The 24,224-nt window shown below is 69.9% G+C and carries 21 protein-coding genes and 1 pseudogene; 14 read left to right on the top strand and 8 right to left on the bottom strand.

What is annotated here, in order from left to right:
• Nucleotides 1-279 precede the first annotated feature (279 nt).
• The 3 genes from dctP (ABD172_RS02710) (at nt 280) to ABD172_RS02700 (ending at nt 4,582) form a co-directional block, all read left to right on the top strand.
• Complete coding sequence (dctP, locus tag ABD172_RS02710) at nt 280-1,551, top strand: TRAP transporter substrate-binding protein DctP (RefSeq protein ID WP_344306708.1); 1,272 nt, start codon at nt 280-282, stop codon at nt 1,549-1,551.
• Between the two features lie 226 nt (nt 1,552-1,777).
• On the top strand, nt 1,778-3,082 hold the full coding sequence (gene dctP / locus ABD172_RS02705) for a TRAP transporter substrate-binding protein DctP (protein WP_344306706.1): 1,305 nt from the start codon (nt 1,778-1,780) through the stop codon (nt 3,080-3,082).
• A gap of 315 nt (nt 3,083-3,397) precedes the next feature.
• On the top strand, nt 3,398-4,582 hold the full coding sequence (locus ABD172_RS02700) for an LPXTG cell wall anchor domain-containing protein (protein ID WP_344306704.1): 1,185 nt from the start codon (nt 3,398-3,400) through the stop codon (nt 4,580-4,582).
• A 54-nt stretch (nt 4,583-4,636) separates the two neighbouring features.
• Here the strand turns inward: ABD172_RS02700 and ABD172_RS02695 are convergent, their stop codons facing one another.
• Both ABD172_RS02695 and ABD172_RS02690 read right to left on the bottom strand, forming a co-directional pair.
• Nucleotides 4,637-6,217, bottom strand: coding sequence for an AMP-binding protein (locus ABD172_RS02695; RefSeq protein ID WP_344306702.1), 1,581 nt, complete (start codon nt 6,215-6,217; stop codon nt 4,637-4,639).
• Between the two features lie 170 nt (nt 6,218-6,387).
• Nucleotides 6,388-7,557 (bottom strand): trans-sulfuration enzyme family protein, encoded by a 1,170-nt coding sequence (locus ABD172_RS02690; protein ID WP_344306700.1) that lies wholly within the window; start codon nt 7,555-7,557, stop codon nt 6,388-6,390.
• Nucleotides 7,558-7,731: 174 nt separating this feature from the next.
• Between ABD172_RS02690 and ABD172_RS02685 the strand changes: the two genes are divergently transcribed.
• Nucleotides 7,732-9,147 (top strand): SLC13 family permease, encoded by a 1,416-nt coding sequence (locus tag ABD172_RS02685; protein ID WP_344306698.1) that lies wholly within the window; start codon nt 7,732-7,734, stop codon nt 9,145-9,147.
• Between the two features lie 423 nt (nt 9,148-9,570).
• Here the strand turns inward: ABD172_RS02685 and ABD172_RS02680 are convergent, their stop codons facing one another.
• The gene (locus ABD172_RS02680; RefSeq protein ID WP_344306696.1) at nt 9,571-10,008 is read right to left on the bottom strand and encodes an Lrp/AsnC family transcriptional regulator; all 438 of its coding nucleotides are present in this window, start codon (nt 10,006-10,008) and stop codon (nt 9,571-9,573) included.
• Nucleotides 10,009-10,090: 82 nt separating this feature from the next.
• Here ABD172_RS02680 and ABD172_RS02675 point away from each other — a divergent pair, with 82 nt between their 5' ends.
• Nucleotides 10,091-11,161 (top strand): EamA family transporter, encoded by a 1,071-nt coding sequence (locus tag ABD172_RS02675; RefSeq protein WP_344306695.1) that lies wholly within the window; start codon nt 10,091-10,093, stop codon nt 11,159-11,161.
• Between the two features lie 111 nt (nt 11,162-11,272).
• Here ABD172_RS02675 and ABD172_RS02670 read toward each other — a convergent pair whose 3' ends face one another.
• Nucleotides 11,273-12,217: an ornithine cyclodeaminase family protein gene (locus ABD172_RS02670; protein WP_344306694.1), complete on the bottom strand. Its 945-nt coding sequence runs from the start codon at nt 12,215-12,217 to the stop codon at nt 11,273-11,275.
• A 106-nt stretch (nt 12,218-12,323) separates the two neighbouring features.
• On the opposite strand from ABD172_RS02670, the gene ABD172_RS02665 reads away from it, so the two are divergent.
• Nucleotides 12,324-12,674: a GNAT family N-acetyltransferase gene (locus ABD172_RS02665; RefSeq protein ID WP_344306692.1), complete on the top strand. Its 351-nt coding sequence runs from the start codon at nt 12,324-12,326 to the stop codon at nt 12,672-12,674.
• A gap of 219 nt (nt 12,675-12,893) precedes the next feature.
• Nucleotides 12,894-14,348, top strand: a complete 1,455-nt coding sequence (locus ABD172_RS02660) for an NAD-dependent succinate-semialdehyde dehydrogenase (RefSeq protein WP_344306690.1) — start codon at nt 12,894-12,896, stop codon at nt 14,346-14,348.
• Between the two features lie 185 nt (nt 14,349-14,533).
• Here ABD172_RS02660 and ABD172_RS02655 read toward each other — a convergent pair whose 3' ends face one another.
• On the bottom strand, nt 14,534-15,073 hold the full coding sequence (locus ABD172_RS02655; RefSeq protein WP_344307058.1) for a hypothetical protein: 540 nt from the start codon (nt 15,071-15,073) through the stop codon (nt 14,534-14,536).
• On the opposite strand from ABD172_RS02655, the gene ABD172_RS02650 reads away from it, so the two are divergent.
• From ABD172_RS02650 to ABD172_RS02640, 3 genes are read left to right on the top strand one after another with little or no spacing between them, the layout of a single operon-like run.
• Nucleotides 15,000-15,629 (top strand): DUF2306 domain-containing protein, encoded by a 630-nt coding sequence (locus tag ABD172_RS02650; RefSeq protein ID WP_344306688.1) that lies wholly within the window; start codon nt 15,000-15,002, stop codon nt 15,627-15,629. The genes ABD172_RS02655 and ABD172_RS02650 overlap by 74 nt on opposite strands.
• A gap of 58 nt (nt 15,630-15,687) precedes the next feature.
• Nucleotides 15,688-16,725, top strand: coding sequence for an acetamidase/formamidase family protein (locus ABD172_RS02645; RefSeq protein WP_344306687.1), 1,038 nt, complete (start codon nt 15,688-15,690; stop codon nt 16,723-16,725).
• Nucleotides 16,726-16,755: 30 nt separating this feature from the next.
• Nucleotides 16,756-17,460: an alpha/beta hydrolase gene (locus ABD172_RS02640; protein WP_344307048.1), complete on the top strand. Its 705-nt coding sequence runs from the start codon at nt 16,756-16,758 to the stop codon at nt 17,458-17,460.
• 84 nt (nt 17,461-17,544) lie between these two features.
• Here ABD172_RS02640 and ABD172_RS02635 read toward each other — a convergent pair whose 3' ends face one another.
• The 3 genes from ABD172_RS02635 to galU all read right to left on the bottom strand — a co-directional run bounded on the left by ABD172_RS02635 (nt 17,545) and on the right by galU (nt 21,344).
• Complete coding sequence (locus ABD172_RS02635; RefSeq protein ID WP_344306685.1) at nt 17,545-19,506, bottom strand: hypothetical protein; 1,962 nt, start codon at nt 19,504-19,506, stop codon at nt 17,545-17,547.
• A 61-nt stretch (nt 19,507-19,567) separates the two neighbouring features.
• Nucleotides 19,568-20,254: a GNAT family N-acetyltransferase gene (locus ABD172_RS02630; protein ID WP_344306683.1), complete on the bottom strand. Its 687-nt coding sequence runs from the start codon at nt 20,252-20,254 to the stop codon at nt 19,568-19,570.
• 187 nt (nt 20,255-20,441) lie between these two features.
• Complete coding sequence (gene galU / locus ABD172_RS02625; RefSeq protein ID WP_344306682.1) at nt 20,442-21,344, bottom strand: UTP--glucose-1-phosphate uridylyltransferase GalU; 903 nt, start codon at nt 21,342-21,344, stop codon at nt 20,442-20,444.
• A 69-nt stretch (nt 21,345-21,413) separates the two neighbouring features.
• Between galU and ABD172_RS02620 the strand changes: the two genes are divergently transcribed.
• From ABD172_RS02620 to ABD172_RS02605, 4 genes and pseudogenes are all read left to right on the top strand, one after another.
• Nucleotides 21,414-22,109: a 5-formyltetrahydrofolate cyclo-ligase gene (locus ABD172_RS02620; protein ID WP_344306680.1), complete on the top strand. Its 696-nt coding sequence runs from the start codon at nt 21,414-21,416 to the stop codon at nt 22,107-22,109.
• A gap of 41 nt (nt 22,110-22,150) precedes the next feature.
• Nucleotides 22,151-22,336 (top strand): annotated as a pseudogene (locus tag ABD172_RS02615) (FmdB family zinc ribbon protein); the annotation flags it as partial.
• A gap of 243 nt (nt 22,337-22,579) precedes the next feature.
• Complete coding sequence (locus ABD172_RS02610) at nt 22,580-23,341, top strand: SAF domain-containing protein (protein WP_344306679.1); 762 nt, start codon at nt 22,580-22,582, stop codon at nt 23,339-23,341.
• A 72-nt stretch (nt 23,342-23,413) separates the two neighbouring features.
• On the top strand, nt 23,414-23,884 hold the full coding sequence (locus ABD172_RS02605; RefSeq protein ID WP_344306678.1) for a hypothetical protein: 471 nt from the start codon (nt 23,414-23,416) through the stop codon (nt 23,882-23,884).
• The last annotated feature ends 340 nt before the right edge of the window (nt 23,885-24,224 follow it).

Here is a 24,224-nt window from a genome sequence, read left to right as displayed (position 1 = left end):
CCGACCGGACCGCACCACCTGCACCATCCAACCCTTCCTCCCCGATTCAATGGCGAACCTCCGAGTAGAACCACTGTGGACACACCCACGACCCATCCGATGCGCGGGAACCGTTCCGCGTCGACCCGTTCCGGTGCGCCGCTCCCGCCTCGGCCGAGAGCGGGGCACCGCTGCGGGTCCGCACCGAGGTTCCGCATCGCGGTTCCGCAGGGCGGAATCCGCCGGCCACCCACCACCTTCCGAACCCCCGACACCCCGACCGAACACAGGAGATTTCTCATGGTCACCATCCGCCCCCGGACCCTGAGCGCGACCGCGCTCGCCTCCGCCCTCGTCCTCGGACTCTCCGCCTGCGCCGGCAGCGCGGGCGGTGGAGGCGGCGGCGCCTCGGCCGGGGAGGGCTACGCCGTCGGCGCCTCCCAGGAGGAGATCGACGCGGCCCTCGCCGACCTCGACCCGATCACGATCACCTACCAGCCCTCCGCCGCGTCCGAGGCGTCCGTCCAGTCCCCCTCGGGCACCGTCCTGCGCGACGCGATCGAGGAACGCTCCGGCGGCAAGATCACCGTCGACACCGTGTGGGGTCAGGCGATCGCCGGGTACTCCGAGGTCCACGACGCACTCGCCGACGGGCGCGTCGACCTCGCGTACACGCTCCCGGTGTACCTGCCCCAGGAGTTCCCGGCGGTGAACGCGCTCGGCGACGCCCTCGCGACCCTGCCGCCCTCGCCGTACACCGGTGAGATGATCACGAACGCCGTTGCCACCGACGTCGCCTGGAACACCCCGGAGATCGTCGCCGAGTACGAGGAGAAGGGGCTGCACCCGATCGCCCCGGTCGTCGCCTCCGGCGGGTACTACAACGTGTGCGCGGACCCGGCCACGACACTGCCGGAACTCAAGGGCAAGCAGGTGCGGATCGCCTCGGCCTCGCAGAACAGGCTCGTGATGGACCTCGGCGCCTCGCCCGTGTCGATCGAGTACGTCGAGACCTTCGAGGCGCTCCAGCGCGGCACCGTCGATTGCACCCTCGCGCAGCTCGTCCCCTCCGCGGAGGCCGGGATCTTCGAGGTCGCACCCGAGGTCAGCTACTTCACCGACACGAGCATCTCCCGGTCCCCCGGCGCCCTCATCGCCGGTTCGTCCTTCGCGGATCTCCCGCTGGCGTACCAGCAGGTGATCTTCGATTCCTACGCGGACTACTACCACGGCCAGATGGGCACGACGATCGGCGGGAACGCGCACGCCATCGAGATGTCGAAGGCCGCCGGCGGCACGGTCGCACCCTTCGAGGCCGACGTCCAGGACGCCGTCGCCGGGTTCAACGAGGAGCTCCGCACCGAGGTCGACTCCTCCGGAGTCGCGGGTGAGGGCCTCGTGGCGAAGGTCGACGAGTCCGCGCAGTACTGGACCGACAAGGTGACGGAACTCGGCTTCGAGGACTCCGGTGCCGTCGAGGACTTCGACACCTGGTACGACACGGAGACCGACTTCCGCCCGATCGGCGAGGACCTCTACGCGAAGACCCTCGAGGCGCACCGCCCGAGCTGATCGATCCTGCCTGATCGGTCCTGCCTGATCGATCCGCACTACACCGACGGCCGGCGGAGTGAGCCATCCCTCACTCCGCCGGCCTCGTGCGTTCGCGGGCGCTCACTACACTGGTGGGCGCCCGTTCTGCACGCGGAAACCGTGGTGTGTACACAAACCGGTGCTCGGTTCATCCGACGGCGACGCGGACGGGCACCGAGATCCGTACCCTCCCCAGGAGTCCTCCGTGACCGTTCGTCCCTCCCTGCAGTCCCACGCCGGCCGCGCGTCGCTGTTCGCGCTCACCTCGGCCGCCGTCCTCACCCTCGCCGGCTGCGCCGGGAGCGTCGGTGGTTCCCCGACGGGCGCCTCGGGCACGGATTCCGCCGGAGAGGCGGGCTCCGGTTTCGCGTGGAACGCCCCGCAGGAGGACGTCGACGCGGTTCTTGCGGACCTCGAACCGGTGACCCTCACGTATCAGCCGACCGCGGCGAGCGGGGAGTCGATCATGGCGCCCGGCGGCACCGTCCTCGCGGAGGAGATCGAGAAGCGCTCCGGCGGGAAGATCGACGTGGACATCGTGTGGGGCCAGGCGATCGCCGGGTACACCGAGGTCCACGACGCGCTCGCGGACGGTCGTGTCGACCTCGCGTTCACCCTGCCCGCCTACACCCCGGCCGAGTTCGCCGCGTTCGACGCGATCGGTACCGCGATGTCCGAACTGCCGACCTCCCCGTACGCGGGGGAACTCGTGGCGAACGCCGCGGGGATCGACGTCGCCTGGGACAGCGCGGGCGTCATGGGCGACTTCGAGAACGCGGGCCTCGTGCCGCTCATCCCGCTCATCGCCTCGGGCGGGTACTACACGATGTGCTCGGAACCGATGAGCTCGCTCGCCGACTGGAAGGGCAAGCAGGTCCGTGTGGGCTCGGCCGCCGGCGGTGACCAGGTGCAGGCGCTCGGTGCCTCGCCCGTGTCCCTCAGTTTCCCGGAGACCTACGAGGCCCTCCAGCGCGGCACCGTCGACTGCGACCTCGGCCAGCTCATCCCGAACGTCGAGGCCGGCACCTTCGAGGTCGCCCCGCACATCGGATACACGACCTCCCACAGCTTCTCCCGGTCCGCCGGGGCGTACCTCGCGGGGAAGACGTACACCGAACTGCCGGTCGCGTACCAGCAGGTGATCTTCGATTCCATGGTCGCGGCGTTCGACGGGCAGATGCAGGTCTCCGTGGGCGGCAACGCGAAGGCCGTCGAGGCCGCGAAGGCCGCCGGCGGCACGATCACCGAGTTCGACCCCGAGGTGCAGGAAGCACTCGGCACGCATGCCGCAGGACTCGCGGAGGACGCCGGTGCCGCCGCCGGTGAACCAGCGCTCGCCTCGGACCTCGTCGCTTCCGGCGAGGAGTGGGCGACCCGGATCGCGGAACTCGGCTACACCGACGGGGGCGGATTCGCCGACCTCGACACCTGGTACCCGGAGGACACGGACTACCGGAAGCTCGGCGAGGCGATCTTCGAGCAGGTCATGCTCGAGCACCGCCCGGCCTGATTCCCCTTCCGCGGGCTCCCGCGCCACATCGCACCGCACACACGGCCCCTCGGCACTGCGCCGAGGGGCCGTTCGTCATTTCGCGTGGCGAACGTCCTTGCAGCTTGCACCCCTGTACGTATTCCCGTCGTCGATATCGGCATCCGACGAGCGCATGACACGACGGTGCGATGAAATCTCCCGAACGGTAACGGCCCTTCTCGTTTCGTGTTCCGTCGGAGCCCCAAGGGTCCGAGGCCATCTGCGAATCTGCCCGTGCTCCCACCGTCCCGGCACTCGGCCGCGGCGGTCGACCGAAGAACGGGGATTGCCCGCATGGCCACACTCGAGAACGCGCGGAAGAAGCTACCGGCGCACGTCCGTGGAAGGACGTCGTCCGTACCCGGCGCCCGGGTGCATGCGTGGACGACCGCGATCGCCGCCGTGCTGGCCGCGTCACTCGCATGCGTGACCCCGGTCGACGCGAGCGACGCTGTCCTGCCGACTCCGGAGGCGACACACCCCTCCCCCGCGGTCATCGAGCGTCCTGCCTTCGACTTCGGCTCGGACGAGGACCACGGCTACGCGACGTTCGACGACGATTTCGGGGACTTCGGCATCGAGGCTCCCGACTTCGGCGACACGTCCAGCTGGGCGGATCCTCTCGGGCAGGATTCCGGAGAGGCCCCGGCCGAGGGCGTCGACGCCGAGCCTGCCTCGGAGCTCGGTACCGGCGACACGGCTTACGACGACAACGCGTACATCGAGGAGGAGATCACCCTCACCTTCCAGGGTGTCGACGGTGTCCGGGCACCCACCGACGGCAGCGCGATGGACGTCGGTGATCCCGGTGACAGGGGGGTGGACCTCCTCATCACGAACACGACCTCCGCCCCGCTCGTCGACCCGACCGTCGTGAACCCCGATGGTTCGGAGCTCGTCCTCGAGGGAGTCACCCTCCTGCCCGATCAGTCGTTCGAGTACGACATCGTCATCGAGGTCGAGGCGGGTGAGACCGTCCTCTTCTTCGAGGTCTACACCGAGGACGCCTACGGCTGGATCGAATGCCTCGTGCGGGCAGGAGCGGACCCCTCCACCGGCGCCTCCGACGACACGAACCCGCCTGCCACCGCGGACGGGTTCGAGGATCTCCTCCCGGGTCTCTCGGGATGGCTCGACGCGGTCGTCGGCGGCATCAGCGGTACCGCCCCCGATTCCGCGGAATCCGGCTCCTCCCGCGTCACTCGGGACGCCGGGACTCGCGACTCCGACGAGCGCGCGTCCGGTGACGGGCCGGCTGCGGCTCGGGGCGCCTCGGCGTCCGAGGACCCTGCCCGGGTCGGCGGGGACGCTCGTCCTCACACCGCCGAGGTGCCCCGCCCCTCCGCGAGCACATCACCCGCCGCTGCCGGCGGGCAGGACCTGCCTCGGACGGGCGCCTCGTACGCCGGCCTCGGTGCGGGGCTCGGGTTCCTCGTCCTCGGTGCGGGGCTCGTCCTCGTCACGCGGCGCCGGCGCTGAACGCTCCCGTGGAGCGGGGGCTTCTCCCCGCACCGCGGTTCACCGCCCGTCGCCTCACACCTCGGTGCGGAGCACCGTCTTCTGGATCTTCCCGGTGCCCGAACGCGGGAAGGCGTCCTTGACGACGAGGTCCTTCGGCAGTTTGTACCGGGCGAGCTTGCCGTCGCAGAACGCGCGGATCTCCTCGAGGGTCGGGGCGTCGTCGTCCGCGTGCGGGACGATCATCGCGACGGGGACCTCGCCCCACTTCGGGTCCTTGCGCCCGACGACCGCGACCTCCGCGACCTTCGGGTGCCAGGCGATGACGTTCTCGAGTTCCGCACAGTAGATGTTCTCGCCGCCGGAGATGATCATGTCCTTCACCCGGTCCACGACGTAGAGGAAGCCCTCCTCGTCCTGCTTCACGAGGTCACCCGAGTGGAACCACCCGCCGGCGAAGGCCTCCGCGGTCGCCGCCTCGTTGTTCCAGTAGCGGCTCATGACACCGGGGCAGCGGTACACGATCTCCCCGACCTCGCCGACCGGCACGTCGTTCATCTGCGAATCGACGACCCGGATCGAGTAGTTGCGATCCGGCAGGCCCACCGAGCCGAGCTTGCGGAACGAGTCCTCGTGGGAGAGGGACACCCCCGAGGCGGTCGTCTCCGTCTGCCCGAACGCCGCCTGCGAGTTCGACCCAGGGAAGGTCTCCGACATCTGGGTGAGGAGCGCCTCCGTGGCCGGGGCCGCACCCCAGCTCCAGAACTCGAGCTTCACCTCGCGGGGGTTGCGCGCCTGTTCGTCGGCGATGAGCTGCCACTGCGCCGGCACCATGAACGTCCGGGTGACGCCGTGCTCGGCCATGATGTCGAGGAGGTGTCCGGCGTCGAATCCGGAGGACGGCGTGATGACGCACTTCGCCCCGTTCGCGATGTTCGTCGTCATGACGTTGAACGCGGCGATGTGGAACATCGGGCTCGCCACGAGCACGGCGTCCCGACCCGGCACGTAGCCCCAGGACGCGGAGGACCGCATCGTCGTCGAGAGGAAGTTCGAGTACGAGAGCACCGCCCCTTTGGGCCGGCCCGTCGTTCCCGAGGTGTACATGATCGCCTGGTCGGCCTCGAGCGGCGGGACCGCGGGGTCGGGGATCCCGAGGTGGTCGGTCCCGCCCGCCGGCGCCTCGGCGTCCGCGCTCGAGGCGCCCGCCGGGGCCGCGAGTGCGTCGAGGCCCAGCAGCATGGGGGTGAAGACGCCGGGGGTGCCGACGAGGTCGGCGAGCGCCGCCTCGGTCACCTGCGCGCGTTCGGCATCCGCGACGACGACGGTCGGTTCGCAGTTGCCGAGGATGAACCCGATCTCCCCGGCGGCGAGGCGGAAGTTCACCGGCACGATGATCGCGCCGAGGTAGTTCGTCGCGTAGATCGCGATCGGGTAGAGGGCACTGTTACCGCCGACGAGTGCGACCCGGTCCCCCTCCTTCACCCCGGCGGAGGCGAGGCGGGCTGCAGCGATCCGGACCCGGTCGAGGAACTCCGCGTAGGTGAGAGTCCGGACGTCGTCGACGAGCGCGAGGGAGTCCGGGATCTCGTGGGCGTGCCGGTAGAGGCTCGCGATCGGCAGATGGGTGCGGGAGAGTGCGAACTCGATGTCCACGGGGCAACTCCTTCGTTGCGTGGGGATGGGCCGAGGAACGACCGGCAGGACCTGCACTGAATCTTAACGATCGTTCGGTTCGATCTTCAGGATAGCGAGTCCCTCGCGGAAAGCCGACGGCGGGGTACGGAAATCCTCTCCGCACCCCGCCGGTCACCGGGTAGCCGGGCTCAGAGCACCGCCCGGAGCGCCTGTTCCAGATCCGCCCAGAGGTCGTCGACGTGCTCGATGCCGACGCTCAGACGCACGAGCCCCTCGGGCACCGAATGCGGCTCGGTGGCATGACGGCGACGGCGTTCGATGAGCGACTCCACTCCCCCGAGCGAGGTCGCCGGCGTCCACAGTTCGACGAGCCCCGTGAGCTTCTCGGCCTGCACCGCATCGGGCAGCACGAGGCAGACGATCGCGCCGAAACCGTTCATCTGGGCGGCCGCGCGGGCGTGACCGGGATCGCCGGGCAGACCCGGATAGCGCACCTCGATCCCGGGAACCTCGGACAGGCGCCGCGCGAGGACGCCTGCGTTCTCCTGGGCCCGCTCGACCCGCAGTGCCATGGTGCGCAGCCCCCGCAGCCCCAGCCACACCTCGAAGGGGCCGGCAATGCCACCGCGGATCGTGCGGTACCCGTGGAGTTTCGCGCGCAGGTCCTCCCGACTCGTGAGTGCGGCGCCGAGGACGACATCGGAGTGCCCGGCGATGTACTTCGTCGCGGAGTGGACGACGACGTCCGCCCCGAAGGAGAGCGGCTTCTGCAGGAGAGGCGTCGCGAAGGTGTTGTCGACGACCGAGAGCACTCCGAATTCCTTCGCCCGGGCGAGGAGCACGGGGAGGTCGGCGACCTCGAGCATCGGGTTCGTCGGGCTCTCGAGCCACAGGAGCACGGAGTTGCCGGTCCCGTCGTCGAGCCCCGCCTTCTCGGCACGTGCGGTTTCGAGGGCGGTGAGGACCGCCTCGGTGTCCGCGACGTCGACCGGGACGAGGTCGAACCGGCCGGCGGCGGCCGACTGCGCGGCGCCGTCGAGCGCCCCGAGGTACGCGTGTCGCGGGACGACGACGGTGCCCCCGGGAGCGACGAGATCGAGGGCGGCGGTGATCGCAGCGAGGCCCGAGGCGAAGACGAGCCCCGGCAGCGCGGCACCTTCGAGAGTGGCGAGAGCCTCCTCGAAGGGATCCCACGTGGGGTTGCCGGTGCGGGCGTACCCATAGGTCCCGGGCGTCGCCTCGGCGGTCCCGATGAAGGTCGAGGTGAGGGTGATGGGGTGGTTGAGGGACGCGTCGTTCGTGCGCGTGGGGCGACCGGTCTCGACGACGACGGTCTCGGGGGCCCATTCATGTGTCATGGGCTCAGAGTATCGGCCACGTCACGAATCCGCCCGACGTCGTGGGCGAAGGGCAAGCGTGCTGGTAGGTTTTCGTCGGCGCGGCACAGTGGACGGTGTGGTCCTCCTAGCCTTCCGAAGGTTTGCGCGGTCCCGAAGAATCCCGCGCGACTCCCCGATGACGTAGGAGATTCCATGGCCTTACAGATCCTTGCACTGCTCGTGTTCATCGCGGTGTTCGCCGTCGGCGCGCTCCGCGGCGTGCACATCGGCATCCTCATGATCGCCGGCGCCTCCGGAACCGCCCTGTTCCTCACGGACATGACGGTCGAGGACCTCGTCGCGGGCTTCCCCATCGACCTCATGGTCCTCCTCGTCGGTGTCACGTACTTCTTCGCGATCGCACAGACGAACGGCACCGTCGACACGCTCATCGACCGGGCATTGCAGAAGGTCGGCTCGAACGCGGTCCTGCTGCCGCTCGTGTTCTTCCTCCTCACCGGCGGGATCGCAGCGATGGGCGCACCTCTCGCAGGACTCGTCATGATGCCGGTCGGCATGCAGGTGGCCCGCAAGTACAACGTCGACTTCGCCCTCATGGGCCTCGCGATCTGTTTCGCGATCGGCGCCGGCGGATTCGCCCCGACGAGCCTCTACGGGATCGTCACCTACGGCACCGCCCACGACGCCGGCATCGCTCTCAATCCCTTCCTCCTCTTCGGCATCGCGGTCGGCACGTACCTCGTCCTCCTCGCCGGTGCCTACGCGATGTTCGGCCGTGAGGCGTTCAAGCGCCGCGGCAGCACCGCGTTCCACGTGAACCCGCGCCTCGCCCAGGTCGGCGCGCCGGGCAACCACCCCTTCGAACGCGAGACCGCGATCTCCCGCGGTGGCGCCTCGGCCGCGGACATCTCCTTCGGCGAGGACGAGGAGGACGAGGCGAAGTTCGACGAGTCCACGGTCGCGGACCCGGAATCCTCGAAGCTCTCGTCCTTCGGCCTCGTCCAGTGGCTCACCGTCGCCGGAATGATCGTGCTCATCGGGTCCGTCGTCGTGCTCGCCGCCCTCGGCCGCGACCCCGACATCGGCCTCATCTGCTTCGCCCTCGCCTCCGTCCTCACGCTCGTCGATCCGAAGACCGGCAAGAACGCGGTCTCGAAGATCGACTGGTCGACCGTCCTCCTCGTCGGCGGCATCATCACCTTCGTCGGCGTTCTCCAGCACATGGGTGCGGTCGACATGCTCGGAGAGGCCGCGAAGTCGATCGGGGCCCCGCTCGTCGCCGCGTTCGTCCTCTGTGCCGTCGGCGGCCTCGTGTCCGCCTTCGCCTCGACCACGGGTATCCTCGCGGCCCTCGTACCACTGGCCCTCCCGCTCGTCGCGGACGGTCACCTGCCCGGCTGGGCCCTCATCGCCGCGCTCGGCGTCTGCTCCGCGGTCGTCGACGTGTCCCCGTACTCGACGCTCGGCGCGACGGTCGTCGCGACCGCGCCGGAGTCCGCGCGGGCCCGCCTCGTGAAGATCCTCCTGCGGTTCGGCCTCTCGATGGTGATCGTCGGGCCGCTCCTCCTCGTCGGCGGCCTCGTCGCCCCCGCGATGTTCTTCGGCTGAGCCCTTCTGCTCGACGTTCCGTGGCGCACCCGCCCCACGCCCGAGGCGCCGCTTCCGTTCCGACGGGCGCGGCGCCTCAGGCGTTTTCCCCGTTCGTTCCTCCGCCGAGATCGCGATTCCTTGCGCACCGCGTCCGTGCCGTTGGTCGAGATCGCGATTCCCTGCGCACACCCCACCGAGATCGCAATTCCCTGCGCACACCCCACCGAGATCGCAATTCCCTGCGCGACCTGGCGAAAACCCAGCAACCAATCGCGACATCAACACCCACGACCACAGGGAATCGAGCACTCAACCCCACCCCACGCCCGAGGCACCGTTCGCTGTCGCCGATCGTGTGGATTCGGTCGCGAGAACCGCACGATCGGAGACAGTGAGTCGGCGACAGTGAACGAGAGACAGCGAGCGAGTGATACCCCGGATTCAGCGACCGACGATGCGGTTCATCGTGATCTGCGAGTGCGTGCTGCCGACCCCGTCGAGGTTGTTGAGGGTGCCGGAGATGAACCGTTCGGCCTCCTGGAGGTTCTCGACCGCGATCCGCAGGAGGTAGTCGGGGCTGCCGAACATCTTGAGGAGTTCGACGACCTCCTCGCGGGCGGCGAGCGCGTCCTCGAAGGCCTGTGCGACGGCCTCCGTCTTCACGGCCATGTCGACGTGGATGATGACCTCGAGCCCACGGCCGAGTGCCCGCGGATCGATCGCCGCGTGGTAGCCGGTGATGATCCCCTCGTTCTCGAGGCGTCGCACCCGGCGCAGGCACGGGGACGGTGAGAGCCCCACCCGGTCGGCGAGTTCCGTGTTCGCGAGGCGCCCGTCCTCGCGCAGGTGGTGAATGATGTCCCGGTCAATGGCGTCCATGAGTGAATGATGCCATTGATGCCACGCTCAGGGGGTCGAGAAGGCAATCGGATGCCAGGATCATTTCCCTACCATTCCACTCATGACGATCGACATCCGTTCCACGCCGACCGGCACCGCCTCCGGGGCGTCCGGCCGCGTTGCCGCCGGCGCTTCCGTTCGTACCTCGGCACCGTCGGTACCCGGCTCCGCAGGGGCCGTTTCCGGCGCACTCCGGGTCGCCGCCGCGACCGGTCTGTGGGGCGTCGGCGCCGGGTTCGCCTCGTTCGTCTTCGCGGTGTCCACGATGTCGCCGGTGACCCTCACCTTCTGGCGGTTCGCGGCCGCCGCGGTCGTCCTCGGGGCGATCTTCGAGATCCGGCGACTGCGGCGCGGCGGCCCCGGCCTGCTCGCGATCCTGCGCACCCACCTCGTGCCCTCGATCGTCATCGGCTCGACCCTCGCGCTCGCGCAGACCCTCATGTACGCCTCGGTGTCCTCGCTCGGTGCGGCGCTCGGCACGATCATCCCGCTCGTCATGGGACCGATCGTCATGGCGTTCGCCCAGATCCCGGTGCTGCGGGTGCGCCTCAACCTCCTCGGGTGGCTCACGATGGTCCCGCCGCTCGTGGCCATGGTGGCCCTCGTCCTCACCCGCGGCACGGGTGACACGACGACCTCGGTGTCCCTCGTGGGGGTGGGCATCGCGGTGCTCGGATCCTGCGCCCACACGACGATGACGCTGTCCTCGAAGGCGGTGTCGACGCGCGCCGCGGCCGCCGATCGCGCACCGGCCGACCTCCTCGCCACGACGACGCTCACCTTCGTCGTCGCCGCCGTGGTCCTTGCCCCCTTCGCCGGTTTCAGCGGTTTCCTCGGTGAGACCGACCGGCCGCTCGCCGTGCTCGGCAGCATCGCGTTCCTCGTGCTCATCGCCTCGGTCCTCGCGTATCCGCTCTTCTACGGCGGAGTCGCACGGACCTCGCCGACGGTCACCTCGATCGTCATGCTCACGCAGCTCGTCACCGCGACGCTCGTCGGTACCTTCGTGCTCGGTGAGCACCTCGGCGTGCTCGGCTGGGTGTGCCTCGTCGCTCTCGTCGGGGCCGTCGTCCTCCACACCCTCACGGCACGCAGTGTGCCCCTGGGAACTCCGGGCCGCGCGCGGGTGTAGACCGGGCACGTCCTCGCTCCGCACCGTACGACGGAAGCGCTGTGCATCCACCCGATGCACAGCGCTTCTGCGTCTCGTGGCGCCGGAGGATCCGGGCGCGGGGAAACGTCCTCAGACGAGTTTCTCGTACACCGCGCTCGCGACGACGAGGTCCTCCCACGACATCCCGGTCGTCTTGAAGACGAGAGGACGATCGTCGGGGATGCCTTCTCCCGCGGTGCGGACGACCTCGCGGAAGGTGAGGCAGTCGTCGAGGGTGAGTGCCCCGTCGGCGATCGCGAGGACGACATCGCCTGCCTCGTCGAGCGCGGTGTGCCGGCTCTCGACGACGACGGTCGACCGACCGAGCAGGGTGGCCGGGAGTTCCCGCGCCTCGGGGCTGTGCGAGCCCATCGCGACGACGACCGCGGTGTCCGCGATGTCCTCGTCCGCGAGGACGGGCTCCGACGCCGAGGTGGCGGTGACGACGAGGCCCGCGTTCCGGAACGCCGCCTGCGCCTCGGCGGTACCTCCCACCGCCTCGGCCGCGGGGACGCCGAGCTCGGCACACCCGGCGAGGAACGAGGCGCCGCGCCCCTCCCCCCGGACGATCACCGTGGCACTCAGGACCGGCACGACGGCGAGCGCCGCGCGGACGTGGAGTAGCCCCTGGATGCCGCCGCCGACGACGACGAGGTGCACACCGGCCGGGTGCCGACGTTCGAGAACGTCCGCAACGCCGGCGAGCGAGACCGCCGGGGTACGGAGATTCGTGAGGGCGACACCGTCGACGAGTGCGAGGGTCGCGTGGGTGTGGGAGTCGAGGAGGAGTGCGCTGCCCTGGATCCGCGGATTGCCCTCGGAGGGATTGTCGGGCGTGACGGTGAGGACCTTGACGCCCGCGTACTTCCCGAGCTCGGAGGGCATGAAGAGGAACTCGCCACGGCTGAGCGGGGCCGACAGGCGGGTCGCATCACCCGCGGGGTCGAAACCGCCGCGCAGGGCGGCACGAAGAGCGTCGATCGCTCCGGCGTGATCGAGGGTCGAAGCGACGTCCGCGGCGCTGATGATCTTCATGGCGAATCTCTTCCGGGTAGACGGTGATGGACAGTGACGGAACGGACAGGAAACGGTCGGGCCGAAGTCCTGGAACCACCTTGTCACACTGTGCGAAAGTGGCGTCATGACGAGCGATTCCCCAGCACCCACCGCCCCGGCGACCGTCAAGGCGGGCGGCCTCACGCTCCGCCTCACCCACGCACCCGCGCAGCACCGGTTCCTCGCCGAGACGCTCGACGCCTCGGGCGCCCCCGCCGATCGGATCGGTTTCGCGTCCTATCACGACGCCGGCGGGGAACGGATCTTCGACCACACGGTCACCCATCCCCAGCACGAGGGACGGGGCGTCGCGGCGGCGCTCGTGCGCTATGCGCTCGATGAGACGGTCGCGGAGGGGAAACGGATCGTCCCCGTGTGTTCCTACGTCGTCGACTTCGTCCGCACCCGTCACGACTGGGATTCCCATCTCGCATGACATGTGGCGGTCGCACGTCGGGTGCACACAGGACCCCGGGGGCGGGCTTCAGGGACCCTCACCGGGAGGAACGGGTGTCCGGGAGGCGACGGATCCCTCACCTCCGCGGCGGCGGAAGTGACGCGTCCCAACCGGTGAACACCGGTGCCCGGCGCTCCTGCACGACCCCCTAGACTGAGGAACGATTCGTACCCAGGACCACCGACAGAAAGGCCAGACGTGGACGTCCAGCCCATCATCGAGAAGATCAACACCGGCCTGTACATCAATGGTGAATGGCGCCCGGCCGAGGGCGGGAAGACGATCGACGTCGTCAACCCGGCGACCGGCGAAGTGCTCACCACCGTGGCCGACGGTTCCGCAGCCGATGCGCAGGAGGCCATCGAGGTCGCCGGCGCCACCCAGAAGTCGTGGGCTGCCACCGCTCCCCGTGAACGCGGCGAGATCCTCCGCCGCGCCTGGGAGATCCTCATCGAGCGCCAGGACGAGATCGCTGCCGTCATGACCGCGGAGATGGGCAAGCCCTTCTCCGAGGCCAAGGGCGAGGTCGGGTACGGCGCCGAGTTCTTCCGCTGGTTCGCGGAGGAGGCCGTGCGCATCGGTGGCGACTACACGATGTCGACCGACGGCACGACCCGCCTCATGATCAGCCACGAACCGGTCGGCCCGGCCGTCCTCGTGACCCCGTGGAACTTCCCGCTCGCGATGGGCACCCGCAAGATCGGCCCGGCGATCGCCGCCGGCTGCACCATGGTCTTCAAGCCCGCGCAGCTCACCCCACTCACCTCGCTCATGCTCGTGCAGGCCCTCGAGGACGCCGGCCTCCCGAAGGGTGTCCTCAACGTCGTCACCTCGAGCTCGGCCCGCCGTGTCGTCACCCCGTGGATGGAGTCCGGGATCGCCCGCAAGGTCACCTTCACCGGTTCGACCGACGTGGGCATCGGCCTCCTCGAGCAGGCGGCGAAGAACGTCATGAAGTCCTCGATGGAGCTCGGCGGCAACGCGCCGTTCATCGTGGCGGAGGACGCGGACCTCGACAAGGCCGTCGAGGGCGCGATGCTCGCGAAGATGCGCAACATCGGCGAGGCCTGCACCGCCGCCAACCGCTTCTTCGTGCACCGTTCGATCGCCGACGAGTTCTCGCAGCGCCTCGCGGACCGGATGGGTGCCATGAAGGTCGGCAACGGTCTGGACGAGGGCGTCGAGGTCGGCCCGCTCGTCGAGGAGAAGGCCCGTGACAAGGTCGCCTCCCTCGTGAACGACGCGGTCGAGAAGGGCGCGAAGGTCCTCACCGGCGGAGCCGCCGTCGACGGTCCCGGCTACTTCTTCGAGCCGACCGTCCTCACGAACGTCTCCGACGACTCGGAGATCCGCCGCGAGGAGATCTTCGGACCCGTCGCCCCGATCTTCGTGTTCGACACCGACGAGGAGGCCATCGAGAAGGCCAACGAGACCGACTTCGGCCTCGCCGGCTACATCTTCTCGGAGAACATCGGACGTGCGCTCAAGCTCTCCGAGCAGCTCGAGTGCGGCATGATCGGACTCAACACCGGCCTCGTCTCGAACCCCGCGGCACCCTTCGGTGGCGTCAAGCAGTCGGGTCTGGGCCGCGAGGGCGGTTCGGTCGGCATCGAGGAGTTCCTCGAGATCAAGTACGTCGCCACCCCTCGCTGATCGACGCGCCGGGCTCCGCCCGGCCCTTGGATCCCTGCGGCCGAGGCGCCCGTCGGCTCCCGTGCATCGTGTCCCCCCGGACACGGTGTGCCGGACCCGGCGGGCGCCTCGGCGTATCCGGGAGTCCCCGCGGTTCGGGTGTCCGTGCGCATCCGTGCCGCCCTGCGCTGCAGGGTGGCCCGTCCTCACCCCTGAGCGCTGATCGCCGCCGAGGTGTGCGGCCAGAGGGTCGTCGCGGTCACCACCCGGAGCTGGGCGTGCGTACCGCGCACCACGCGCAGCGCCACGGCGTCACGCGAGGGCGGACCCGTTTCCCCCGCGGGAGTAGCGCCGGAACGCTCCTGTCCACCCGAACGGCCGGGGCCGGTGACCGCGAGGTCCGCGTCCGTCGTCGAGGCGACGTCGCGCGCGGCGACCGGCGCGAGCCCGCGGGCGAGTTCTTCGAGGTATTCGTGCGAGTACGTGAGGCCCTCTGCAGCGAGATCCGCGAGAGCACGGGCGAGCGCCCGGCGTGCAGCGGACGGTACCTGCGGCCAGCCGGCGGAGGCGGCGACGGAATCGAGAAGTGCGCCCGGCGCAGGCCCGGTCCGTGGGGGCGCCTCGGGGGCTCCCGGACGTGGCGCCTCGGCGGTTTCCGGAAGTGGCGCCTCGGTGTCCCCTCGGATAGTGCGTGGGCTCCCGGCTATCCACGTTGCGACGCCGGGCCGACACTTGGACAGTGGCACTGTCCAAAGTGCGTCCCCTTCCGGGAGAGATCATGGAACCCTTCGGCGGCACCGACTTCGAACACGTGATGATCCTCGTCCACGCGACGGCCGGGACCGTCGCGGTCCTCCTCCCCCGGTCAACCTCATCCGACGCCGACGCGACAGCGCCCACAAAGCACTCGGTCGGACGTGGGTCGTCGCGATGTACCTCCTGTGCACCTCGGGGATGTTCATCCACTCGCTCACGGGCGGGTTCACCGTCTTCCACGCCCTCGCCCTCTTCACCTTCGTCACGACGACACTCGGGGTCGTACTGATCCCGCGCGGGAACGTCCGCGCTCACGTCGGGAACATGGTCGGTGGGTGGCTCGGCGCGATCGGTGCGGGGACCGCCGCCGCGTTCGTCCCCGGCCGCGAGATCCCCACGTGGATGGCAGGATCCCCGGAGATCTTCTGGCCGAGCGTTCTCGGGATCGTCCTCGCGGTGACGGCATGGACGGCCTGGGTCCTCACCCACGTCCCGGAGGAGTCCCACCGTCGACAGGCGCCGCCGGCCGAGCGGGTCGGTGTATGACCGGGCCGACGGGCATCGGTTTCCCTCCCCGACACGAGCCCGGTGCACACTGGGGACCATGACCGCACTCCCCCAGGACGATCCCCGTACGCCCGACCGCCCCGCCGTCCCCGTCGACGCCCACGTCGTCGCGAACGCCTCGAACTCGATCTTCGGCTACTTCCCGCAGGAGCATCCGCCCGCGGTGACGGTGCCGTCCGGGTCCGTCGTCCGGATCGACGCACTCAACCAGTTCGGCATCTCCGCTCCCGAGGGGCCCGTCGACTTCTTCGCGTCCCTCGGCATCGACGAGGACGAACTCCTGCCCGGCGTGGTGGAGATCGCCGGGAATCCTCGCCCCGACTTCGCCTCCGGCCATGTGCTCACCGGGCCGGTCCACGTCGACGGGGCCGAACCCGGCGATGTCCTCGTCGTCGAGATCCTCGACATCAGTCCCCGTGTCCCCTACGGCGTGAACGCCTCGGGCCACGGGAAGGGCGTCCTCCCGGACCTCCTCGACTCCCCGGAGATCCGCGTCCTGCGGATCGACGAGGCCGGTACCGGCTACGACTTCGGACACGGCATCACGGTGCCACTGCGACCCTTCGCCGGGATCACGGCCGTCGCCCCGCCCGACGCGGCCGGGGACGTCTCCGCGAACCCGCCGGACCGCTGGGGCGGCAACATGGACATCAAGGACTTCACCGCCGGTTCGGTCCTGCGCTTCCCCGTGTTCCAGCCCGGGGCACAGTTCTGGATCGGCGACACCCACGGCGCCCAGGGCCACGGAGAGGTGAACCAGACCGCCGTCGAACACTCGATGTCCTTCACCGCCCGGTTCTCCGTCGAGAAACGCGCGACTCCCCTTGCCTGGCCCCGTGCCGAGGTCGCCGGTCACCACGTCGTCATGGGTGCTCATGTCGACCTCGACATCGCCCTCGAGATCGCGGTACAGGAGGCGATCGACTTCCTCGTCGAACGCAGCGGCGAGGTGCTCACCGTGGCGGATGCGTACGCGCTCTGCTCCGTGGCGGTCGACTTCGTCGTCGGTGAGGCGGTCGACGGCAACAAGCTCATCGCCGGTTACGTGCCGCACGCATTGCTCGCCCACTTCTGAGGAGGATCGGAAGGGACATGGCTCGGATCGATCCCCGGATGCGCCTCCTCGGCGGGCTCCCGGCGGACGTCGACAACCGCACGGAGTCCTGCCGCTCCTCGTCTTCTTCCACGGCGGAGGTTTCGTCACCGGCTCGCACCGGGGCACCGGTGGCCGACGGCACCCGAGGACTGCTTCGCCGCACTCCTCGAGGCCGTCCGACGGGCGCCTGTATGGGATGCCGACGCGTCCCGGCTCGCGGTCGCCGGGGACAGCGCGGGCGGCAATCTCGCGGCGGTGACGACGCTCGTGGCCCGCGACCGGCACGGCCCGGACATCACGTTCCAGGCGCTCCTCTCTCCCTCCACCGATCTCACGCGGTCGAGTCCGTCGATCCTCGAGAACGCACACGCACCGATCCTCACGAAAGCGGACATGGACGGGTACGCACGCCACTACCGCGCGGACGTCCATCATCCCTACGCCTCCCCGCTCCTCGCGGAGGACCACGCCCGATTGCCCGCCGCGCTCGTCCAGGTCGCCGAACACGACCCTCTCCGGGACGACGGCCTCCGCTACTCGCGAGCCCTGCGCGCCTCCGGGGTCCCTGTGCGCGCGACCACCCACGTCGGCGGGACGCACGGCTACTTCGCGTTCCCCCACTTCAACGCGGTCGCACCCCAGGCACTGTCCGAACTCACGACGGAGATCCGCGCAGCTCTCCATCCGGAGGACATACCCGCCGGGCCGGGCTGAGCCGGACCGCACGCGGACACACACGAGGAGGGGCCCACACCGAGATCGGTGTGGGCCCCTCCTCGAGGCTCCGGGGAACCGGTGTCAGGCGCGTCGACGGGCGAGCACGTCGCCGAGCGCTGTCGTCATCTCCGCACGCGGCTGTGCCGTCCCGATCGCGGTCCGGCCGTGGGCGAGCGCGGAATCGGTCTCCCGGGCGGCGTCCGTGAGTTCGGGGCGGAACCCGAGCTCGGCAGCGAACTCCGCGGCGATGCTCTCCCGCGTCCGCGGTTGCAGGCTGAACGAGGTCGCGTCCGCGACGACGGGTTCGGGTTCGGGTCGCGCGGCGACCGGCTTGCTCACGTAGCTCGGGGACGGCACACGTGCCGGCGTCCACTCCTTCGCGCCGGTCCGCTCACGCTTCGGGTCGCGTTCGGGGGCCGGAGTCCGTGCCGCGTCCCGTTTCCGGGCCTGCTCGAGCCGCTGCTCGAACAGACCGAGCGGGCTGAGGGACTCCCCGTCCTCCGCGGTCGTGGAGGACGTGGACTGCGCGGGCGTACCGCTGCCGGAGAGAGCGTCGGCCGAGGCGTCCGCGGACTTCCGGGCTCCGGTCACCTCGGTGTTCCCGGCCGTGCGGGTGCGCGCGGTCACCGGCTCCGCCGACGGGGCCGGCGTGGTCGTCACGGCGCCGGACGGGGTCGCAGCGGACTGCGCAGCAGGCTTCGCATCCGTGGAGGCCGGCGACGACGGGGGCTCGTCGGCGACCGTCCGGGTGCGGTCCGCACCCGAGGTGGCCGCGCCCGAGGTGTCCGCACCTGTGGTGTCCTCGGCCGGGGCGTCGGCCTCGAGGCGTGCGACGAAGGTCGTGCGGGGCCGCTTCCCTGCGGCGACCCGTGCCCGCGCCGTGGCGGCCGGAGTCGCCGCGGCCGGAGTCGCGTCCTGCGCCGGCGCCGCCGGGACGGAACGCGACGCGGCGGAAGCGGATTCCTTCCGCTCCGGCGCCGTGCTCGGAGCCGCCTCCGGATTCCGCGCCTCCTGCTGTGCGCGCACCGCGCTCGCGCGCCGGGACGCGCCGGACTCCGCCGCTGCCCGCGGTGCGGCCCCGGACCGAGTGCGGGGCGCCTCGGCGGTGGAGGACGCCTGCGGACCGGAGAAGCGCAGTGCGCGGATCCGGCGGTGGAGCGACCGGAGGACGAGGAACGAACCGGCCGCGAGCGCGAGGGAGAGCACGGGGACCGCCCAGGTGACGGCGCCGAAGAGCGCGATGACCCCGGTGATGAGGCCGAGTGCGAGGAACACGAGGAGGCCCGTGCTCACGATCGGGACGACCGCCCGCACGGTCGCGAGCGAGGAGTCGCCACGGCCCTCGGTCGGTGCCACGGAGCCCCGGCCGGAGGCCGTGGTGGTCGGTGCCGAGGCGCGTTTCGCCTCGGGAGCGGACACGGGACGCAGCTGCCCGCGCGCGCCACCGGCGCCGCCGGGACGAGGCGCCGCCGGCCGCCCGGGGGCACGACGGGACGCGCTCGTCCGCGCGCGCATGTGGGACGGGAGATCACGGCCCCGCGGTGCCCGGGAGCCTCCGGCCGAGGCGACCGGGGAGGAAGAGGTAGTCATGTGGACGTCCGTTGCTGTGGGGAAGGAAGGGCGGCTGTCCGGCAGCAGGGTGAGCGGTGCGGTCTCCCCCACTGCCATCGGTGCGATCGCGAGTACCGGCTCCTCCTCGGAGTGCACCGCAGGAGCCTGTGCGGGCTCGGCCGCCAGGTCGCCGTCGATGACCTCGAGAACGGGAGCCGTACGCGAGAGCGAGATCCGGGGTGTGGTGCCGACGGGCTCCGGAGGAGCCGGCGGGGCGAACTCGGCGGCCGCGTGCTCGGCGGTGAGCAGCTCCGGCCCCTCGGCGCGCATGCACGATCGTGAACCCGTGACGGTGTCGACTTCGAGTGCTGCCTCGGGGACCGCGTCGAGCTCGGTGCGTTCGACGGAACGACCGACCTTCCGCAGGTAGGAGGGCAGCATGAAGACGAACACTACGGTGACGATGAGGGCGATCGTGATGCTCGTATCCACGGCTCAACCTTATGAGTCCGCACCCGGTCACAATTGCATCACAAGAGGTGTGTCGGAATTTTCATCGTGAGTCGTCGGGATCCGTGTGCATCCGTCCGGTGTCGGGTCCCGCGGTTCCGGGATCGGTGGCCCGCGTTCCCCCGATCGTCGGCCCCGCGTCCCGGACGTGCAGCCACATCGGCAGGAGTCCGTGCGGAATGTCCTCCGCGGTGAGCGCGAACGTCCGGTGGTCGCGCCAGTCCCCGTCGATGTGCATGTAACGCGCCCGCAGTCCCTCGTCCCGGAAACCGAGCTTCTCGACCACGCGGAGGCTCGGGGTGTTCTCCGGGCGGATGTTCACCTCGACTCGGTGGAGGCCGAGGGTGTGCACGAGGTGATCGGTCGCGAGGGCGACCGCGGTCGGCATGTGCCCGTGGCCGGCGACCCGTTCGTCGATCCAGTACCCGAGGGTCGCGCTCATCACGGAGCCCCATTGGAAGGAGCTCACCGTGAGCTGGCCCCGGAAGCGCCCGTCGATCTCGAGTGCGAACGGCAGCACCTGTCCCCGCTTCGCCTGCGCGTTCAGGTGTCTGCGCAGTTCCCCGAACGGCGGCAGCCGGTACCGGGGATCGGGGTTCGTGGCCTCCCACGGGGTGAGCCAGCGCGCGTTGTGGGCGCGCGTCTCCGCGTAGGCACGGGCGTCGCTCCGTTCGAGCGGACGCAGGACGAGCGGACCTTCTCGGAGCACCACCGGCCAGAAACGCGACATGTCAGGAGGATATCCGTCGGTCGGCGGGCGGAATGCACGGACGACTGGAGCGACTCACTCGCGACGGCCCCGACTCCCGGTCACCGCGCGGGTGACGGGGTCGGGGCCGTGCGAGGAGTGCGGTCGGCCGAACCCGAGTTCTGACGAACCCGAACTCGGACCGACCCGGGATCGGTCGAGCCGGGGATCAGTCGAGCCCGGCGACGTACTCCTTGAGCCACTCGTTGATGTCCGCGCCGAGGTCCTCACGGCCTCCGGCGAGGGTGACGATCGCCTTGAGGTAGCTGAGCTTGTCACCGGTGTCGTAGCGATCGCCCTTGAAGACGACGCCGTACACCCCGTTGCCGAGCTCGTCCGCCGCGAGGGTCTGGAGCGCATCGGTGAGCTGGATCTCGTTGCCGCGGCCGGGTTTGGTGTTCGCGAGCACCGGGAAGATCTCCGGGGCGAGCACGTACCGGCCGATGATCGCGAGGTTCGAGGGTGCGTCCTCGGTGGCGGGCTTCTCGACGAGGCCGGTGATCCGGACGACGCCGTCCTCCTCGGTCTCCTCGATCGCCGCGCATCCGTAGAGGTGGACGTCCTCGTGGGGGACCTCCATGAGAGCGACGACGCAACCGCCGGTCTTCTGCTGGACCTCGATCATGTGGGGCAGGAGCGGGTCGTTCTCGCCGATGAGGTCGTCGCCGAGCAGAACGGCGAAGGGCTCCTCGCCCACGTGCTGCCAGCTCTTGAGGACCGCGTGGCCGAGTCCGAGCGGATCGCCCTGCCGCACGTAGTGGATGTCGGCGAGCTCGGAGGCGGCCTGGACCGCGGAGAGCTTCTTGTAGTCGCGCTTCGCGGTGAGTGCGGCCTCGAGACCGTCGACCTTGTCGAAGTGGTCCTCGAGTGGGCGCTTGTTGCGGCCGGTGACCATGAGGATGTCGCCCAGACCGGCGTGCACGGCCTCCTCGACGACGTACTGGATCGCGGGCTTGTCGACGACCGGGAGCATCTCCTTCGGGATCGCCTTCGTGGCCGGCAGGAAGCGCGTGCCGAGCCCCGCGACGGGGATGACTGCCTTCGTGACGGTGGGTTTCGATTTCGGTGACATGGACGCAAGTCTAATGTGGAGCTGTGATCCAGGCCGCGACGACTCCCCAGGAGCGCAGGTGAACGCTGTATGACGGATGGGTGGAACGCCCGCTCGGAGCCCGAGGTGGCCTCCCCGAACCCCGACGGAGCGGTTCCCGTCCGGGCGCCGGCCGACCCCGCGGCACCCGACTCGCGACAGGGCCTCCGTTCACGGATCCGCGCGGCGCGGCGCGCACGCCGCGAGGATCCTGCCGTGGTCGCCCGTGACGCGGCCTCCTTCGCCCGCAGCCTCACGCCGCTCCTCACCGGGGTCGAACGGGTCGTCGGCTACGCCGCGCTCCCGGGAGAACCGGACCTCGACGTCGTGCTCGACGCCGCTCTCGACCGCGGAACCGAGGTACTCCTCCCCGTCGTTCTGGGGCCGGGAGCCCTTGCGCTCTCCCCTCTCACCGGGCCGATGGCCGCGCTGCCGCGCATCGGTGCCTTCGGCATCCGGGAGCCCTCGGGGCCCCGTCTCCCCCTCGAGGTCCTCACCACGGCCGAGGCGCCGCGCACCCTCGTGCTCGTGCCCGGGCTCGCGTTCTCGCCCGGCGGCGGGCGCCTCGGGAACGGCGGTGGTTTCTACGACCGGGCCTTCGGCCCGTCCGGCTCCGTGCCGCTGCGTGGCCGGATCCCGACGGTGGGTGTGTGCTTCCGGGGGGAGGTCACGGAAGCGGTGCCGATCGCACCCTGGGATCTCGTCGTCGACCGCGTGGTCACGGAGGTCGGAGCACTCGAGGCGTGAACTAGAATCCTTGCAGGACTTTTCCCGGAAAGGATCGATCTGTGCCGACGTACACCTATTCGTGCAAGAGCTGTGGCCACGTGTTCGACGCCAAGCAGTCGTTCAGCGAGGCATCCCTCACGGAGTGCCCGGAGTGCCACGGTGAGCTGAAGAAGGTCTTCGGGAACGTCGGAGTGACGTTCAAGGGATCGGGTTTCTACAAGACCGACTCCCGCACGTCCTCCGCTCCTGCCGCGGACTGACCTCGGTTCTCCCTCGGCCGCTCCTGCGGCGCACGGACGCACGTCCCACCACGCGTGGGGCGTGCGTTTCTCTGTGTCGGGACGGTGGATCGCGGCGCCGGGCACAGCTCCGGATCCCTGGTTCACCGGGTGGGCGACCTGAGGTCACATGTGGACGGACGCGGAGGCGTTGTCCACATCCACCTCCCGTGAGCGCCGGAGCAGTCACGCCTCGTCGACGCTGGGGACATGTCCCTTCTCGATCCGCTCCTCGCACCCTTCCGCTCCGTTCTCGACTCCGTGTTCCGCCCCGGCGCCTCCCGGCCGGGCCCGGCCGACCGTTCCGCATCACGGAGACCGGCAGCCCGTCGCACGCTCCGACGGGTCCTGGCCGCCGTGGCCGCAGCCGGCGCGACGATGCTCCTCGTGTGGACCTTCGCCCCCGAACCCGAGGGCGTCCCGACCGTCGTCACCACCCGGGAGATCCCGGCGGGCACGCCCCTCACCACCGCCGATGTCGCGATCACGGTGTTCGCCGCGGATTCGGTACCGGACGCCGCGTTCACCGAGGTGGAGGACGTTCTCGGATCGACCACGGCGAGTGCGCTCGGCGCACGTACACCGCTGACCCGCACCGCCTTCGTCGAGCACACGCCGGACAACGTTCCCGCGGGGATGGTCCTCATGCCGCTCACGGTGACGGACCCGGCGTTCGCCCACGTCGTCCGGCCCGGACATCACGTCCGCATCTTCTCCCGCAGCACATACACGGATCCGGGCGCAGCAGCGCCACCGGAGTCCGCGGAGGAGGAAGGGAGCGTTCCCGGACCGGCCGGTACGCGGAACGCTCTCGTCGAGGACGTCGTCGTCACGTCGGTGAGCGAGCTCGGCGGCGGAGCGATCGACACGGGAGCGGGCAGCGTTCTCGTCGTCACCGTCACCCCGGAGGACGCCGCGGTCCTCGCTCAGCACGCCGAGGCCGGCTTGAGTTTCGCCCTCCTGCCGATGTGAGCCGCCGCCACGAGTGGACGTCGTTCCGAACCATCACGAGACCGTCTGGACCGGGCCGCCGGAGTTCCGCCCATGACCGACGAGGAATCGCTCCCACGAATCCGCGGAATTCGACGCGTATTGGAACGAACGTCAATCGGCCCTCCCTACGATCTCCACGGTGATCGGTTCGAGGCGCACGAGATCTTTTTCTATGAGCGCTTCACGGCCCTCGGCAATGTCGTCGAGTACATTCCGCGCGACGTCGTCAGTCGCATGCCCACCAATGACTTCCGGTGGAAGAACCATGCGAACCAGGCGATCGAACTCAAGACGTGCAGGGCGACGAAGTACACGTCGATACAGAAACGCATCAACGAAACCGTGGAAAAGGCAGAACGCCGTCAGGTCGTCAAGGCGAACTTCATCATCGATCTCCAGGACCATGCGCTGATGCCCCAGCTTCGCGCTCAGCTCGAGTCGTACAACCTGAGGAACGATCGACGGGTTCGCCGTATGTGGGTCATGACACGAGGCCGGTTGGTCAGCATCGCCCTCAGGTGAATGAGGAAGAGGGGCTACGCCCTGGCATTCAAGTCGGCCTGTTATTTCAAGGCTAGCCGGGGGACCCCTCTTCGCCCTCCATTCCACGGGGCTCTGGTCCAGCCCGTCCAGGGACCCTGCGCGTGGTAATAGCCCGAATTTCGTGTACCGGGTCGGCCTCCTCCCCTGTGCCCCGGGGGGCACGACGGTGGTGAACAGCCCTGTCGAAACGCTCGATCCAGGGCCCTCCTCGTGCGGGGACGAGGAATGCGAAGACCTGCCGGCCGGGCCGCCCCTGACGGCGTACCACTATCGGCTGCGCACTTTGGCACGATTTCAGGCGGCTGGATCGTGCCGAAGT

The organism is Brevibacterium samyangense, from assembly GCF_039529845.1.
GTDB classification, from domain to species: domain Bacteria; phylum Actinomycetota; class Actinomycetes; order Actinomycetales; family Brevibacteriaceae; genus Brevibacterium; species Brevibacterium samyangense.
This window is presented reverse-complemented; position numbering and strand designations above follow the sequence as displayed.

What these genes read in the sequence shown, in the direction of transcription:
- dctP (WP_344306708.1), top strand. Translation starts at nt 280, where the DNA reads ATGGTCACCATCCGCCCCCGGACCCTGAGCGCGACCGCGCTCGCCTCC.
- ABD172_RS02700 (WP_344306704.1), top strand. Translation starts at nt 3,398, where the DNA reads ATGGCCACACTCGAGAACGCGCGGAAGAAGCTACCGGCGCACGTCCGT.
- ABD172_RS02690 (WP_344306700.1), bottom strand. Translation starts at nt 7,557, where the DNA reads ATGACACATGAATGGGCCCCCGAGACCGTCGTCGTCGAGACCGGTCGC.
- ABD172_RS02685 (WP_344306698.1), top strand. Translation starts at nt 7,732, where the DNA reads ATGGCCTTACAGATCCTTGCACTGCTCGTGTTCATCGCGGTGTTCGCC.
- ABD172_RS02680 (WP_344306696.1), bottom strand. Translation starts at nt 10,008, where the DNA reads ATGGACGCCATTGACCGGGACATCATTCACCACCTGCGCGAGGACGGG.
- ABD172_RS02675 (WP_344306695.1), top strand. Translation starts at nt 10,091, where the DNA reads ATGACGATCGACATCCGTTCCACGCCGACCGGCACCGCCTCCGGGGCG.
- ABD172_RS02670 (WP_344306694.1), bottom strand. Translation starts at nt 12,217, where the DNA reads ATGAAGATCATCAGCGCCGCGGACGTCGCTTCGACCCTCGATCACGCC.
- ABD172_RS02665 (WP_344306692.1), top strand. Translation starts at nt 12,324, where the DNA reads ATGACGAGCGATTCCCCAGCACCCACCGCCCCGGCGACCGTCAAGGCG.
- ABD172_RS02645 (WP_344306687.1), top strand. Translation starts at nt 15,688, where the DNA reads ATGACCGCACTCCCCCAGGACGATCCCCGTACGCCCGACCGCCCCGCC.
- ABD172_RS02630 (WP_344306683.1), bottom strand. Translation starts at nt 20,254, where the DNA reads ATGTCGCGTTTCTGGCCGGTGGTGCTCCGAGAAGGTCCGCTCGTCCTG.
- galU (WP_344306682.1), bottom strand. Translation starts at nt 21,344, where the DNA reads ATGTCACCGAAATCGAAACCCACCGTCACGAAGGCAGTCATCCCCGTC.
- ABD172_RS02620 (WP_344306680.1), top strand. Translation starts at nt 21,414, where the DNA reads ATGACGGATGGGTGGAACGCCCGCTCGGAGCCCGAGGTGGCCTCCCCG.
- ABD172_RS02610 (WP_344306679.1), top strand. Translation starts at nt 22,580, where the DNA reads ATGTCCCTTCTCGATCCGCTCCTCGCACCCTTCCGCTCCGTTCTCGAC.
- ABD172_RS02605 (WP_344306678.1), top strand. Translation starts at nt 23,414, where the DNA reads ATGACCGACGAGGAATCGCTCCCACGAATCCGCGGAATTCGACGCGTA.